Consider the following 12931-nt stretch of genomic DNA (forward strand, 5'->3'; position numbering starts at 1 on the left):
ATTGATGTTTTAATAAAAATGATAATCATTATCAAGTATAACAGGTCATGTTAGAGGTTCAGCATTTAGCTGTCAACTACCGGGGAGTTTGCGCGTTAGAGAATGTCAGTTTCCGTTTGGAACCAGGGCAAGTGGTGGGAGTGATTGGGCCGAATGGAGCGGGTAAGAGTACGATGCTTAAGGCGATTCTGGGCTTGATTCCGGCAAGGAGTGGAGTAGTGAAGTTTCGCGCCCGTTCACTGAAACAGCAGTTGCAGCAGGTGGCGTATGTGCCGCAGCGATCGCAAATAGACTGGGATTATCCGATTACGGCTTGGAATGTGGTGATGATGGCGCGGACTCGTCATACAGGTTGGTTTCGCCAACCCACTTGTCAATCTGAGGAAGTTGTGGCGGCGGCGTTGCGGCGAGTAGGGATGCTGGATTTGCGAAAAAAGCAGATTGGGGAGTTGTCGGGGGGACAGCAGCAACGGGTATTTTTGGCACGAAGTCTTGCACAGGAAGCTGAGTTATTCTTTTTTGATGAGCCATTTGTCGGGATTGATAAGAAGACGGAAGAAGTTATTTTTGCTATTTTTGCGGAACTGAAGGCGGTTGGGAAAACTCTTTTGGTTATTAGTCACGATTTGGGTGAAAGTTTGAGTCAATATGATAATTTTTTGTTATTGAATAAACAGTTAATTGCGACTGGTTCGCGTCAGAAAGTGTTTACTGCTGCTAATATTCAAGAAGCTTATGGCTACAATTTGAATTGGTTTGCTACTTGAATAGAGTTTTGATTGAATTCCTAATAACCAATGACTAATAACTAATGGCTAACTGGCTAATTGAACCATTGAGTTTTGAGTTTATGCGTCAGGCGATCGCTACTGCGGTTATGGTAGGCGTTCTTTGCTCTGTGGTGGGCAGTTATTTGATTGTCCAACGTATGGCATTACTGGGGGATGCGATCGCTCATTCGGTTTTACCGGGACTAGCGATCGCATTCTTTTTGGGTGTTGATATTCTCGTTGGTGCTTTTATTTCAGGTACTATCAGCACTTTTGTGGTTGCCTGGATTCAGTCTCAATCACGAGTGAAGATTGATGCCGCATTGGGTTTGGTTTATTCTGGTTTCTTTGCTTTGGGTGTTACTCTGATTACTCTTTTGAGAAGTAAATTGGATTTGAATAGTTTTCTATTCGGAGATATTTTAGGCGTAACCAGTGCAGATGCTCTGAGAACTTTCATTATTACTATTATTGTTTTATTGTTAGTCAAGCTTTTTTATAAAGAACTTTTATTTTATACTTTCGATCCGTTAGGCGCTCAGGCTATCGGATTGCCGGGTAATTTCATTCATTGTGGATTGATGGCGGCGATTACTCTCACTATCATTGCTAGTATGCAAGCGGTGGGAGTTGTCTTAGTCGTATCCCTGTTAATTGGCCCTGGTATTACTGCCTATTTATTAGTAAAAGAATTGCACCTAATGATGGGATTAGGTGCAATAATTGCCGTAATTGCTAGTGTCAGCGGTTTGTATATTAGCTATTACTTGAATGTCCCATCTGGACCAGCAATTGTGTTAGTTGTCTCTGGATTGTTTTTACTAGCCTTGCTGTTTAGTCCTTCCCAAGGAATTTTGACTCAGGCGGGAACAGCTAATCGTTCGACAAAGATTTTGCGACAAATGAAACAGTGGAGGCGGTGATGGGGGTTAGCGCATCGCCGCCTCTGCATCCTGACTAAAGGGTAAACTGACCTTGCATTTGACTCAAAGCCTTTGTGCAAGCAGCGCATCTGCAACCCATTTGGTCTTTGATCGGATTACTCGGTTGCACAGATGCGGGAACTTGTTGATCCGCTACAACAACTTGTGCATGTGCAGTTGGTGCAGACAGCATGGCATTTGAAGCTTCAGCGGCTTGTGCTGCATTAGCTAACAGTAACATTGATGCCAAAATTACAGGGCAGGCTAGCATTGCCAGAGCAGTTTTGTTCATAATTTAAAAGCTGACAGTTTTTGATGGCATTATAGCCAATAAACAGTCAGCTAAGTTTCGCTCAACGGCGACCAAATCCTTGACCGCGTTGGCTTGGCGACCAAATTAGTATTTCGCCGTTGTTCCCCCCGGCGGCGAGTTGATGCCCTTGGGGATGCCATGCAAGGCAGGAAAAGCCGTCAGGTGCGCCAGAGAGGTTTTGGGCTATGCTCTTGGCTCTGTGCCACAGACACACGCAGCCATCTTCCGATGCTGAAGCTAGGAGGAAGGTGTTTGGTTGAAAAGTAATGGCTTGTACGACTTCTGTATGCCTTTCTATCACTCGACCTTCCCAAGCGCGAGAGACATCTGGGTGCTTTTCCCAGACGACAATACATTCGGCGCTGGCGCTGGCTAAGAGGGGCGCACCTGTTTTTGTCAGTGCTTGCGACCAAGCTAGGTGGCGAATTTTACCGGGAAAGCCTCGCATAATCCAGGGGTGGGGATTGTTCCACTCTAAGACGGTGATGGTGCGATCTAGATTGCCAGAGGCGAGGTATTTGCCATCAGGCGACCAAGCGATCGCTAAACTAGCAGAATCAATCGACATCATATAGGGATCGTCGTCCCAATCTTGGGGATTCCAAATTTTCACCCCTTGATAGCCGCCAACTGTTAACCCCTGACCGTTGGGATGCCAATTAATATTTAAAACGGAAGATTCGGCAAAATCTAGAGTTGCGGCAATTTCGCGTTGATCGGCATCCCAAACTTGTACGAAGCGCCCCAAACTGAAAGCCAACAAATTACTGCTGGGACTCCAAGCCATCTGGTCAACCCAAGTGGGTGCATTTTTCAAACTTGCAATTAATTCCCCAGCATTTAATTGCCAAATATTCACCCCTCCATCTTGTCCTCCTGCTGCTAAAAATTGCCCGTCTTTAGAAAAAGCTAAACAGTCTACAGAGTTACCGTTAGCTGATTGTAAGAGGGTGGTTTCCTCACTGTGCAAAAGCATCACTTCTCCAGCGGCGGAACTTGCTGCTATTGTGCCATCGGGCGACCAAGCAACAACTGTTACGTAATCGGAGAGGGTTCCTTGCTTCGCCAATTTAAGCAGTGGTTCCTTTACGCTAGGCATCCTTGAAAGTCCTCTTTTAGTTGGGATTCGTTGAGATTGCGACCGATGAAAACGAGTTCATTTTTGCGTTCTTCGTCGGGTTTCCAGGCGCGGTCAGGGTTTCCCTCAAATAGCATATGTACGCCTTGGAATACATAACGGCGGTCTTCGCCAGCAATATTGAGAATGCCTTTCATCCGAAAGATATCTTGACCCTGAGTTTGCAATAGGTAACTTATCCAATTGTTGAGCTTTTCAAAGTTAAGTGGTTTCGATTCAACCAAAGCAATTGAATACACCGTTTCATCGTGTTCGTGGGCATCTTCATTTAAAAATTGTGGGTCAATTTCCAACGCCCGATTTAAGTCAAATGCTTTTACTCCTAAAAGTGCCTCCATATCTAGCTCGGAGTTGCGGGTGCGATAGATTTTTGCGATCGCATTCATTGAGCGAATCCGCTTTTCAAGCTCATCAAGTTGTTCTGGTGTCACCAAGTCAGTTTTGTTAAGCAAAATCACATCGGCAAAGGCAATCTGTTCCTGCGCTTCATCCGCCTCCCAGTGATTCCAGATGTGAAGAGCATCTACAACTGTCACTACAGCGTCTAACTGGACGCGATCGCGCATATCCTCATCCACAAAAAATGTTTGAATCACCGGCGCAGGATCGGCGAGTCCGGTAGTTTCAATCACCAAATGGTCAAACTTGTTCCGCCGCTTCATCAAGTTGCTGATAATCCGAATCAAGTCGCCGCGCACCGTACAGCAGATGCAGCCGTTGTTCATCTCAAAGATTTCTTCATCGGTATTGACAATCAGTTGGTTATCAATCCCGACTTCCCCGAACTCATTGACAATCACCGCCACCTTCAGCCCGTGTTCGTGAGTCAGGATGCGATTTAAGAGCGTCGTCTTCCCCGCACCCAGGTATCCGGTGAGAACGGTGACGGGAATGGTGTTTGTCGGCGCTTGTACCATGATGAATTCCTCTGGTTTTGTAATAATGATTATCATTATTACATTATGAGCGGCAACCCAGAGGAAGGGTGAGGGCGCAAAGCGGTATTGCTCGTGAAGCATTTCGCGCCTTCCTTAACAAGATATATTTTTATCTAAAATTTAACGATAATTAGAAAACAGATAAAGGAGGAAAAAACAATGACTGAAACAAAGCCTACTGCAAAAGCGCGTCGAGGTAGAATCTTTCCGGAAATCCAGTGGTCAGAAGAAAAGAAGCAAGCCAGGAAAACTGAAAGAGAAGCATTTCGTCAGCGGTGCGAGGTAATTTTTAAAAGAGTTCAGCCTGAGCTGATCGAGACTCATTACAACTGGTATATATCGGTTGAACCTGATAGTGGAGATTATTTCATTGATAAGGATGAAGAAGTTGCTACGCAGAAGGCGCAAGAAAAGCACCGGAATGCTAAGCTGTACCTTTTCCGGATTAATGAAACAGGGGTATCTGGAACGATATGATCCAGGGCAACTTGGGCGATGATGATGAGCTATTTTTTGAAATTGATTTAATTGCTACTGAAGGATTAGAACTACCAGTTGATGCTATGTTAGATACGGGTTTCTCAGCTTGGTTAGCCATTAATGACCAGGATTTAGAAGGGCTAGATTGGACTTATGTAACTAACCGAACCATGAGAACAGCACAGGGGGATACAAGTTTCGATATCTATGTGGGAAAGGTGCGGATAGATGGACAAGAGTTTGATATTCCTGTCCATGTTGGGGATGGAGTACCGGAAATTTTACTCGGTCGTCAGTGGTTAAAAACTCGGCAGTGAATTGTAGATATGCCGTCAGGGGTGTTGACGCTGGGAGCAATTTGATGAGATAAAGCGATCGCTCTAAAGTTCTAACTCCTCACTAAATTGGCGATCGCTCTATCTATAGGAAGCTGAGTCAAGGCGATCGCGCTCATTCACCCATCAAAAATTGCAAGATAGCAGCGCCTACAGCATCTGCGTACTCTTCATGTAATCCCAACGAACCGGGAAGCCTGACTGTCTGCACTCCTGGGACATTAGCCATTGCTTCCATTTCTTCCTTTGATTTCGGCGGCGCTTGTTCGCCAATGACTACCATCACTGGTAACGGTAAAGGCTGAAACCAGGCGAGAAAATCGTCTCGATGATTAACCGGATCTAAACCTCCGGTGACGAAGGCGGCGGGAGCAAAACGCGCTCCTGGTTGATGTGCTGTCTGCAACTTTTGTTCGAGTCGGGTAGGACTCAGCGAGTCAGGTTCAACATAGACATGGCGACGATACATCAAGCTAATGAAGGATTCGGTGGTGTTTAGCTTGTAGAGAGCTTGTCCTAAAATGGGCGATCGCACTACATTTCTCAGCGTTGCAAACCACCCTTGCTGTTTACCCATCATTGTCGGAAATGGCCCGCGCCAAGTGGGAGCCGCTAAAACAATCCGCGACAAAACGGGCGGTTGTTGCTGCGCTAGTTGCATCGCGTAACCAGCAGCGTGTCCAGCAGCTACGATGGCTACTGGCGTATCAAAAACATTTCTGACAAAATCTTGCAGAAATTGCTGGTATAAGGTGGGTTGGTAGTTTAAAGGTAGACGAGGCGATCGCCCAAAACCAGGCCAATCGAGGGCGACGACTTGAAACTGAGATGATAATAAATCTGCCAGTCCGCGCATTTCCGAGCGTGTGGAAACGGTGCTGAAAGCTGGCAAAAGTAATATGGGAGCTCCTTTGCCTAGAGTTTCATAAACTATCGGCAATTGTTGCCCTTCCCAAGACCAGAGATATTCCCGAACGGTTCCACCAATTCCGATAGTAGTAGGTGCAGAAATCGTTGAGGTTGACATAAGACGCAATACCTATTTTATTTACTCAAGGCAGTTTTTTAACTGCTGTTGAATTTGGGCTACATTCAAGTTACGCCCAATAAATACCAGCTGATTGCTTTTCTGAGAAGTCCACTTGTCTGTTTTCATCTCAATCCGTTTGCCACACAGTTGAAAGATGTGACGCAAACTGCTCTCCTTAAACCAGAGTAACCCTTTGGCGCGAAAAACATCATCTGGCAATTGGTCAGTTAAAAGATATTGAAATTTCTCTAAAATGAAAGGGCGATCGCTTTGGAAAGAAAATGACATGAAACCATCATTTTCTAAGTGGTGGGAATGATCGTGATGGTGATGATGGCTGGATTCTTCTTTAGCTAGATAAGATTCCGCTTGGGAAAATCCCACATCTAAAATTAATGGCAGAGGAACTTGTCCGTAGGAGGTTCGCAAAACTCTCGCCCCTACTTTCATTGTGCGGATGTATTCTTCCAATTCGTTGACTTGCGCTTCTGGAACCAAATCTGCTTTGTTTAGCAGAATGATGTCACCATAAGAAATCTGATTGAGGGCGGCATCACTTTCAAAATGCTCTGGTGTAAATGTCTCCACATCCACCAAAGTCAAGATAGAATCGAGCCTGGTTAGCTCGCGCAAATCTGTACTAATAAACGTTAAGGCAATGGGTAATGGATCGGCGATTCCGGTTGTTTCGACAATTAAGTAATCGATGCGATCGCTTCTTTCCATCACTCGATAAACTGCATCGAGCAATCCATCGTTGATGGTGCAACAAATACAGCCATTTGTTAGTTCGATCATATCTTGCTCGACGGAAATCAATAGCTGGCTATCGATATTAATATCGCCCAACTCATTAACTAAAACTGCTACCTTTAAGTCTTGACAATTATGCAAAATATGGTTAAGCAGCGTTGTTTTACCACTGCCTAAAAAGCCTGTAACGATCGTGACCGGCATTCCCCGTTTAGGAATATCCGGAATCAGGTTTTGTTTAGGTGCTGTAAGATTGTTCATTGCTCTTTCTAGATTAAGTGAGCGACTGTGCAGACATGGATTCGCACCATGCGGCGCAGTATCTCCGATGACATGGCAGGTTCTCAGAATGCCGAGATTATTTTAATAATGATAACTATTATCATAGCAGTTCGCGGGGAGTGCTTTTTAGGCAAACCCTTCTACCAATCGATTGCAGGCTATACAGGCGTAGGTTAGAGTAGCGAGCTGTGCTTACCGACAATGCGATCGCGCTTGGCGCTGTCGGTCTTAAATCACCGCAATGCAGTCAATTTCTACCAGCACATCCTTCGGGAGACGGGATACTTCTACGCAGGCACGGGCGGGGGCTGTCTCTGCGTCAAAATATTTAGCATAAACTGCGTTAACCGCAGCAAAATCATTCATATCTTTGAGAAAAACGGTGGTTTTTACCACATTTTCAAATTTAGCCCCAGCAGCAGAGAGAATCGCTTCAAGATGAGCCATCACCTGTTCTGTTTGCTTAGCTACATCGTCGGTGTAGACAATATCGCCGATTCTGGGATCGATGGCAATTTGACCGGCGACGAAGATCATCTGACCGCTGGCAGCGATCGCTTGATTATACGGTCCGACTGGTGCTGGTGCGTTCTCGGTGCGAATTACTTTGCGTGTCATGGGTATTTGTGTTGGTAACGATGCTTCTTGTTTAGCAGGTGTTGTATCGGAGGCTTCCGGTTTGTAGCGTTCTCCATCAGGCATTATCGCACCGCTAAAGTCCACATTCTGGATGTTCGCTCCATACATATTGGCATTAGTTAAGATTGCTTTCTTCAAGTTGGCTCCATCCAGATTAGCCTTTATCAAATCTGCTTTTTGGAGTGTTGCTCTCTCTAGATTTGCTCCTCGCAAACAGGTTTTTCTAAGGTTTGCCTCTCCCAGGTATACTCCAGCTAAATCCGCATCAGCGAGATTCAAGCCTGACAAATCGAGTTTATCCAGACTTACTCCCCGGAGTTTAGCTCCCTGGAGATTTGCATTTTGCAAGTTTACATTAGTTAGGTTTGCCTGAGTTAAGTTTGCTCCAGCCAAATCTGCACCTGTAAGATTTGCGCTAGTTAAGTCAGCATCACTCAAGTCAGCATCGCTGAGGTCTGTCCAACTTAGATTAAGTGAATTTCCCTGTACCCCTCTCAAGTTTGCACCTGTCAGGGATGCTCTACTGAGGCTTGCGCTATTCAAATTAGCCTTGGTCAGGGTTGCATCACTCAAGTCTGCTCCATTCAAATTTCCCTGGAATAGGCTTATTTCACTAAGGTCTGCACCTTTGAGATTTACCCCACTCAGTTGTACAGAATGAAATTTTCGTTCGCCTTTGGCGTATTTTTCTAGAAGTTCTTCAGCGTCCATTGTTGATTTAGCTTAGCAATTATCGCGCACTTGCATCAGTTTACCGCTTTGCTTCAGTGCCGCCTTGGAATTTATTCCAAGTTATAATAAGCCCTGGCGATGTTCGTAATCGCGGCTTCACAAACTAAGTCCACCTGCGCGGACTATAAGACAAATCAAAGGTTTTGAAACCCGTGAAGGCGGGTAAAGTCTCGTGTAGACGCGGTTGAAACCGCCGAGTTAAGAATGGTGCAAAATGTGAGTTTCAACAAACTTAAAGAACATGGTTGCTAGTCAGTTTTAACTGACTTTAGCTATTAGCCAGGGGTTTAAACCCCTGGCTGGCTGGCTGGCAGAGTAAATTTATTTCGCCAAAACACCGTTTAGGAAAATATCAGCCAACCCTTCTGCCATTTCTTGCATTGCTTTCGGGGAAGCATTTTCTCCCAATAGCGTGTCGTGGCTAAAACCGGCGATTGTGAACATCCCTAAGAAAACTTGGGCGACAATTCTAGGATTCATGCGGCGATAGGTGCCTCTATCCATTGCAGTTTGAAAGAAAGCTTCTGCCACATCCGTCATTTTGACAATTACTTCAGCTTGGATGCGATCGCGCAACTCTGGATGAAACTGCGCTTCTGTAAAACAAACCCGCAGCATATCCGCATTTTCACGTAGATTCATCATCCGCCGATGCATCACCTGAGCCACAGCTTTATAGCTGCCCATTTCGCTCAATTCCGTTAACAAATCCGTGAGAATTTCCACCCAGCCTTGCGTCGCCACCTCAATCAAGATCGCCTTTTTGTTAGGAAAATGACGAAACAACGTTCCTTCTGCAACCCCCGCTGTCGCGGCAAGATCGCGGGTTGTTGTCCCCTCATATCCGTGGCGGGCAAACAACCGCTGTGCTGCCTGTAAAATCCGGGTGTGGGTATCGTCTTCTGTATGAGCAACTTGCTTAGTTGCCCCTACTGTTTTCCGGTTAAAAATTCCCATATTAAGAAATAAATGAATAGATTACCACTAACACCCTAATCCAATTGTGCTATAGGCGAGTAATCAATCACCTAAACCTTCACAGATTGTTAACACCACACAATCCACGCTACAGTCAATATCTTGGAATTAGCGCTGCTTAATCTTTAGTATTGTATGAGTCAGTTTTGTCGATTCCTTTGTGTATCAATCCCAACAACAGCGCAACTGTTACGGGATTTGACCAGCCCTCAGCGGTCAAGACAGCGTCAGTGGCGAAGCATCTTAGCTTTTCTGCTGGCTATCCTGCTGGCGTGGGGTATGCAGCCCAATGTGGCATTGGCTCGTACCCAGACCCTTGAAAAGGCGGATGTGAAACCTGCCACGGCTGAATCGATTCAGCCCTACTTAGACCGCGTGATTCAGCGGGTGACAGAGTTTCGCTTAGATAATGGTCTCAAGTTTATTGTATTGGAACGGCACCAAGCGCCGGTCGTGTCGTTTTACACCTATGCCGATGTGGGGGGTGCCAACGAACCCAATGGCAAAACGGGCGTTGCTCACTTTCTAGAGCATTTAGCTTTTAAGGGAACCACGCGCATTGGCACGCAGGACTACAAGGCAGAAAAGCCGCTTTTAGACCGTTTGGACGAGTTAGCCGAACAAATTCAGGCAGCAAAAGCGGCAAAGAAACCGGCAGAAGTGACAACGTTGCAGGCAGAATTTAACAAGGTTGAAGCCGAGGCAGCGAAATATGTCAAGCAAAATGAGCTGGGTCAGATTGTCGAGCAAGCTGGAGGCGTCGGTCTAAATGCGGCGACCTCTACAGATTCCACGGTCTATTTCTACAGCTTTCCTTCTAACAAGTTAGAGCTGTGGATGTCGCTGGAGTCGGAGCGGTTTTTAGATCCGGTGTTTCGAGAATTTTACAAAGAAAAGGAAGTCATTCTGGAAGAGCGACGGCTGCGAACCGATAACTCACCCATCGGTCAAATGATTGAAGCTTTTACCGACGCAGCCTTTCAAGTGCATCCCTATAAGCGTCCAGTGATTGGCTACGACCAAGACATCCGCAATCTTACCCGCGAAGATGTGCAGAAGTTTTTTGACACTCACTACGTCCCCAGCAAGCTAACAATCGCCGTCGTTGGGGATGTTAACCCAGCCCAAGTGAAACGGCTGGCTCAAGTTTATTTTGGACGTTACAAAGCTAGAACGGCGGCACGGGAGCAATTACCGACGGAACCCAGGCAAACGAAATCGCAGGATGTTACCTTGCGGCTGCAATCCCAACCTTGGTATCTAGAAGGCTATCACCGTCCGGCGATGAATCATCCGGATCATGCGATTTATGAATTGATCGGTCGATTGTTGAGCGATGGTCGGACTTCTCGCCTCTACAAGTCTTTAGTAGAAGAGCAGCAAGTGGCTCTGAATGCGGAAGGTTTTAGTGGCTTTCCGGGAGATAAGTATCCGAATTTGATGCTGTTCTATGCGCTGACAGCTCCCGGTCATACAGTGGATGAAGTGGCAGCGTCTTTGAGCAAGGAAATAGAGCGGCTGAAGACGGAACCCGTAGCGGCGCTAGATTTGGATCGCGTGAAGACCCAAGCAAGAGCTGATTTATTGCGATCGCTCGATTCTAATATGGGCATGGCGATGTCGCTGGTGGACTATGAAGTGAAAACTGGCTCGTGGCGGAACCTGTTTAAGCAACTAGATGCGATCGCTACGGTGACACCCGCAGATATTCAGCGCGTAGCGAAAGAAACTTTCCAGCCACAAAACCGGACAATTGGGCGAATTCTCCCGAAAGAGGGCTGAGGGAAGAGGACTGAGGACTGAGGTTTAAGGACTGAGGACTGAGGGCTGAGGTCTGAGGGCTGAGGTCTGAGGTCTGAGGGCTGAGGTCTGAGGTCTGAGAGGAAGAGGAAGAAGGAAGAGGAATGAGTATGCAGTGGTTTAGGCAGAATTTGAGGAAGAAGGGCAAAGGAAAACAAAAGAAAAATTATTTTCTGTTTCTTTTGACTTTCTCCTTTTTACTTTTGACGTTTTTGATGCCAGCGGTAGCGGATACAGCGCGGCATTATACGGAGTTGAAGTTTCCGCCGTTGCCGGAAATTCAGGTACCCCCGTACACGCGCTATCAGATGGACAATGGCATGATTGTGTATCTGATGGAAAATCACGAACTTCCCCTCGTGAGTGGCACGGCGATGATTCGCACTGGCGGTCGTCTGGAACCGGAAAACGAGGTAGGTTTGGCTACGTTGGTTGGGGAAGTGATGCGGACTGGCGGAACCGCGAAGCACTCAAGCGATGAACTGAACCAATTGTTGGAACAACGAGCTGCTTCGGTAGAGAGCAGTATTGTTAGCACTGTCGGTACTGCTGACTTTACTACTCTCACTGAAGACTTGAAGGACGTATTTAGTTTGTTTGCTGAGGTGATCGAAGAGCCGATTTTTGCACCCGAAAAGCTAGATTTAGCCAAGACGCAACAGCGCGGTGAAATTGCCCGTCGGAATGACGATCCTGGTGACATTGCTTCCCGCGAATTTGAGAAATTAGTCTACGGCAACAATAGCCCCTATGCTCGCACCGTAGAATATGCAACGTTAGACAATATTTCCCGCGATGACTTAATTGGTTTCTACCAGAAATATTTTCATCCTCAGAATATGATTCTGGGCATCGTGGGGGATTTTGACAGTAAGACGATGCGTCAGATGATTCAGGAAAAGTTTGGGAACTGGAAGCCAGAAGGCAAACTGCAAAACCCGCCGATACCAGGGGCGGAACAGGCAAAGCAGGGAGGCGTGTTTCTGGTGAATCAGCCGCAGCTGACGCAGAGTAATATTGTCATGGGTCATCTGGGCGGTCAATTGAACAGTCCTGACTTTGCGGCTCTGTCAGTATTAAATGGAGTGTTAAACGGTTTTGGCGGACGGTTGTTTAACGAAGTGCGATCGCGCCAAGGTCTCGCTTACACGGTGTACGGTTATTGGGGCGCTCAATATGACTACCCAGGCGTATTCCTCGCTGGGGGACAAACTCGTTCAGATGCGACCGTACCCTTCATTAAAGGCGTCTTATCGGAAATCGAGCGCATCCGCACAAGTTCGGTGACGCCAGCAGAACTTTCTTACGCCAAAGAATCGGAACTCAATTCTTTTGTCTTTAAGTTCCAAGATCCCAGCCAAACTCTATCGCGGTTGATGCGATATGAATATTATGGCTACCCGAAGGATTTTATCTTCCGTTACCGCCGGGAGGTGGAAGCAACCACGATTGAGGATATTCAACGGGTTGCCGAAAAATATCTCCAGCCAGAAAACATTGTCACGCTGGTGGTCGGAAATGCTGCTGCGATTCAGCCGCCGCTAACCAGCATCACGCCTAATGTTACGTCGGTGGATATTACAATTCCAGGGGCATCAAAAAATAGTTAGTGCTGAGTTTAGAAGAACAAAATCAGGAGTCAGAAGCAATATTCAGATAATGAAGCGAATGCAGACTCACCGGATTTTCTCCTCTGAACAATCGCCCTAGCTCTCTGTTAGCTACGAGCGATCGCTCATCATCTTAAATTACTGTAGATGAGCGATCGCTCCTTCTGTAATATCTCTCGCTGCACTCTTGTTTGTTTGAAACGGTGTTGA

13 protein-coding genes are annotated in these 12931 nt (G+C 46.4%); 6 read left to right on the forward strand and 7 right to left on the reverse strand.

Features of this window, described 5'->3' with window-relative positions; translation table 11 throughout:
• The first annotated feature begins 47 nt into the window (after positions 1–47).
• Entirely contained in the window at positions 48–767 is a 720-nt protein-coding gene (locus ACFW2W_RS24270; protein ID WP_378184327.1) for a metal ABC transporter ATP-binding protein, read from the forward strand.
• 44 nt (positions 768–811) lie between these two features.
• On the forward strand, positions 812–1693 hold the full coding sequence (locus ACFW2W_RS24275) for a metal ABC transporter permease (protein WP_378184329.1): 882 nt from the start codon (positions 812–814) through the stop codon (positions 1691–1693).
• 34 nt (positions 1694–1727) lie between these two features.
• Here ACFW2W_RS24275 and ACFW2W_RS24280 read toward each other — a convergent pair whose 3' ends face one another.
• The 3 genes from ACFW2W_RS24280 to ACFW2W_RS24290 all read right to left on the reverse strand — a co-directional run bounded on the left by ACFW2W_RS24280 (position 1728) and on the right by ACFW2W_RS24290 (position 4061).
• Complete coding sequence (locus tag ACFW2W_RS24280) at positions 1728–1985, reverse strand: hypothetical protein (RefSeq protein ID WP_378184331.1); 258 nt, start codon at positions 1983–1985, stop codon at positions 1728–1730.
• A gap of 61 nt (positions 1986–2046) precedes the next feature.
• The gene (locus ACFW2W_RS24285) at positions 2047–3105 is read right to left on the reverse strand and encodes a WD40 repeat domain-containing protein (protein ID WP_378184333.1); all 1059 of its coding nucleotides are present in this window, start codon (positions 3103–3105) and stop codon (positions 2047–2049) included.
• The gene (locus ACFW2W_RS24290; RefSeq protein WP_378184372.1) at positions 3093–4061 is read right to left on the reverse strand and encodes a CobW family GTP-binding protein; all 969 of its coding nucleotides are present in this window, start codon (positions 4059–4061) and stop codon (positions 3093–3095) included. The genes ACFW2W_RS24285 and ACFW2W_RS24290 overlap by 13 nt, the downstream gene beginning before the upstream one ends.
• A gap of 180 nt (positions 4062–4241) precedes the next feature.
• On the opposite strand from ACFW2W_RS24290, the gene ACFW2W_RS24295 reads away from it, so the two are divergent.
• A complete protein-coding gene (locus tag ACFW2W_RS24295; RefSeq protein WP_378184335.1) occupies positions 4242–4559 on the forward strand; it encodes a hypothetical protein in 318 nt (105 codons plus the stop codon).
• Entirely contained in the window at positions 4556–4879 is a 324-nt protein-coding gene (locus tag ACFW2W_RS24300) for an aspartyl protease (RefSeq protein ID WP_378184337.1), read from the forward strand. The genes ACFW2W_RS24295 and ACFW2W_RS24300 overlap by 4 nt, the downstream gene beginning before the upstream one ends.
• A 133-nt stretch (positions 4880–5012) precedes the next feature.
• On the opposite strand, the gene ACFW2W_RS24305 is transcribed toward ACFW2W_RS24300, so the two are convergent.
• From ACFW2W_RS24305 to ACFW2W_RS24320, 4 genes are all read right to left on the reverse strand, one after another.
• Positions 5013–5924 carry an alpha/beta fold hydrolase gene (locus ACFW2W_RS24305; protein ID WP_378184339.1) on the reverse strand — a complete coding sequence of 304 codons (912 nt, stop codon included), beginning with the start codon at positions 5922–5924 and terminating at the stop codon, positions 5013–5015.
• Positions 5925–5945: 21 nt separating this feature from the next.
• Entirely contained in the window at positions 5946–6941 is a 996-nt protein-coding gene (locus tag ACFW2W_RS24310) for a CobW family GTP-binding protein (RefSeq protein WP_378184341.1), read from the reverse strand.
• Positions 6942–7190: 249 nt separating this feature from the next.
• Positions 7191–8312 carry a Rid family detoxifying hydrolase gene (locus ACFW2W_RS24315; RefSeq protein ID WP_378184343.1) on the reverse strand — a complete coding sequence of 374 codons (1122 nt, stop codon included), beginning with the start codon at positions 8310–8312 and terminating at the stop codon, positions 7191–7193.
• 342 nt (positions 8313–8654) lie between these two features.
• The gene (locus ACFW2W_RS24320; RefSeq protein WP_378184345.1) at positions 8655–9290 is read right to left on the reverse strand and encodes a TetR/AcrR family transcriptional regulator; all 636 of its coding nucleotides are present in this window, start codon (positions 9288–9290) and stop codon (positions 8655–8657) included.
• 156 nt (positions 9291–9446) lie between these two features.
• On the opposite strand from ACFW2W_RS24320, the gene ACFW2W_RS24325 reads away from it, so the two are divergent.
• Complete coding sequence (locus tag ACFW2W_RS24325) at positions 9447–11093, forward strand: M16 family metallopeptidase (protein ID WP_378184347.1); 1647 nt, start codon at positions 9447–9449, stop codon at positions 11091–11093.
• 122 nt (positions 11094–11215) lie between these two features.
• A complete protein-coding gene (locus ACFW2W_RS24330; protein WP_378184349.1) occupies positions 11216–12721 on the forward strand; it encodes a M16 family metallopeptidase in 1506 nt (501 codons plus the stop codon).
• Positions 12722–12931 lie beyond the last annotated feature (210 nt).

The organism is Coleofasciculus sp. H7-2 (assembly GCF_042747725.1).
GTDB lineage: Bacteria > Cyanobacteriota > Cyanobacteriia > Cyanobacteriales > FACHB-T130 > FACHB-T130.

Excerpts from the sequence above, each read along its gene's own strand:
- ACFW2W_RS24270 (WP_378184327.1), top strand. The coding sequence starts at position 48 with ATGTTAGAGGTTCAGCATTTAGCTGTCAACTACCGGGGAGTTTGCGCG.
- ACFW2W_RS24275 (WP_378184329.1), top strand. The coding sequence starts at position 812 with ATGGCTAACTGGCTAATTGAACCATTGAGTTTTGAGTTTATGCGTCAG.
- ACFW2W_RS24280 (WP_378184331.1), bottom strand. The coding sequence starts at position 1,985 with ATGAACAAAACTGCTCTGGCAATGCTAGCCTGCCCTGTAATTTTGGCA.
- ACFW2W_RS24285 (WP_378184333.1), bottom strand. The coding sequence starts at position 3,105 with ATGCCTAGCGTAAAGGAACCACTGCTTAAATTGGCGAAGCAAGGAACC.
- ACFW2W_RS24290 (WP_378184372.1), bottom strand. The coding sequence starts at position 4,061 with ATGGTACAAGCGCCGACAAACACCATTCCCGTCACCGTTCTCACCGGA.
- ACFW2W_RS24295 (WP_378184335.1), top strand. The coding sequence starts at position 4,242 with ATGACTGAAACAAAGCCTACTGCAAAAGCGCGTCGAGGTAGAATCTTT.
- ACFW2W_RS24300 (WP_378184337.1), top strand. The coding sequence starts at position 4,556 with ATGATCCAGGGCAACTTGGGCGATGATGATGAGCTATTTTTTGAAATT.
- ACFW2W_RS24305 (WP_378184339.1), bottom strand. The coding sequence starts at position 5,924 with ATGTCAACCTCAACGATTTCTGCACCTACTACTATCGGAATTGGTGGA.
- ACFW2W_RS24310 (WP_378184341.1), bottom strand. The coding sequence starts at position 6,941 with ATGAACAATCTTACAGCACCTAAACAAAACCTGATTCCGGATATTCCT.
- ACFW2W_RS24315 (WP_378184343.1), bottom strand. The coding sequence starts at position 8,312 with ATGGACGCTGAAGAACTTCTAGAAAAATACGCCAAAGGCGAACGAAAA.
- ACFW2W_RS24320 (WP_378184345.1), bottom strand. The coding sequence starts at position 9,290 with ATGGGAATTTTTAACCGGAAAACAGTAGGGGCAACTAAGCAAGTTGCT.
- ACFW2W_RS24325 (WP_378184347.1), top strand. The coding sequence starts at position 9,447 with ATGAGTCAGTTTTGTCGATTCCTTTGTGTATCAATCCCAACAACAGCG.
- ACFW2W_RS24330 (WP_378184349.1), top strand. The coding sequence starts at position 11,216 with ATGAGTATGCAGTGGTTTAGGCAGAATTTGAGGAAGAAGGGCAAAGGA.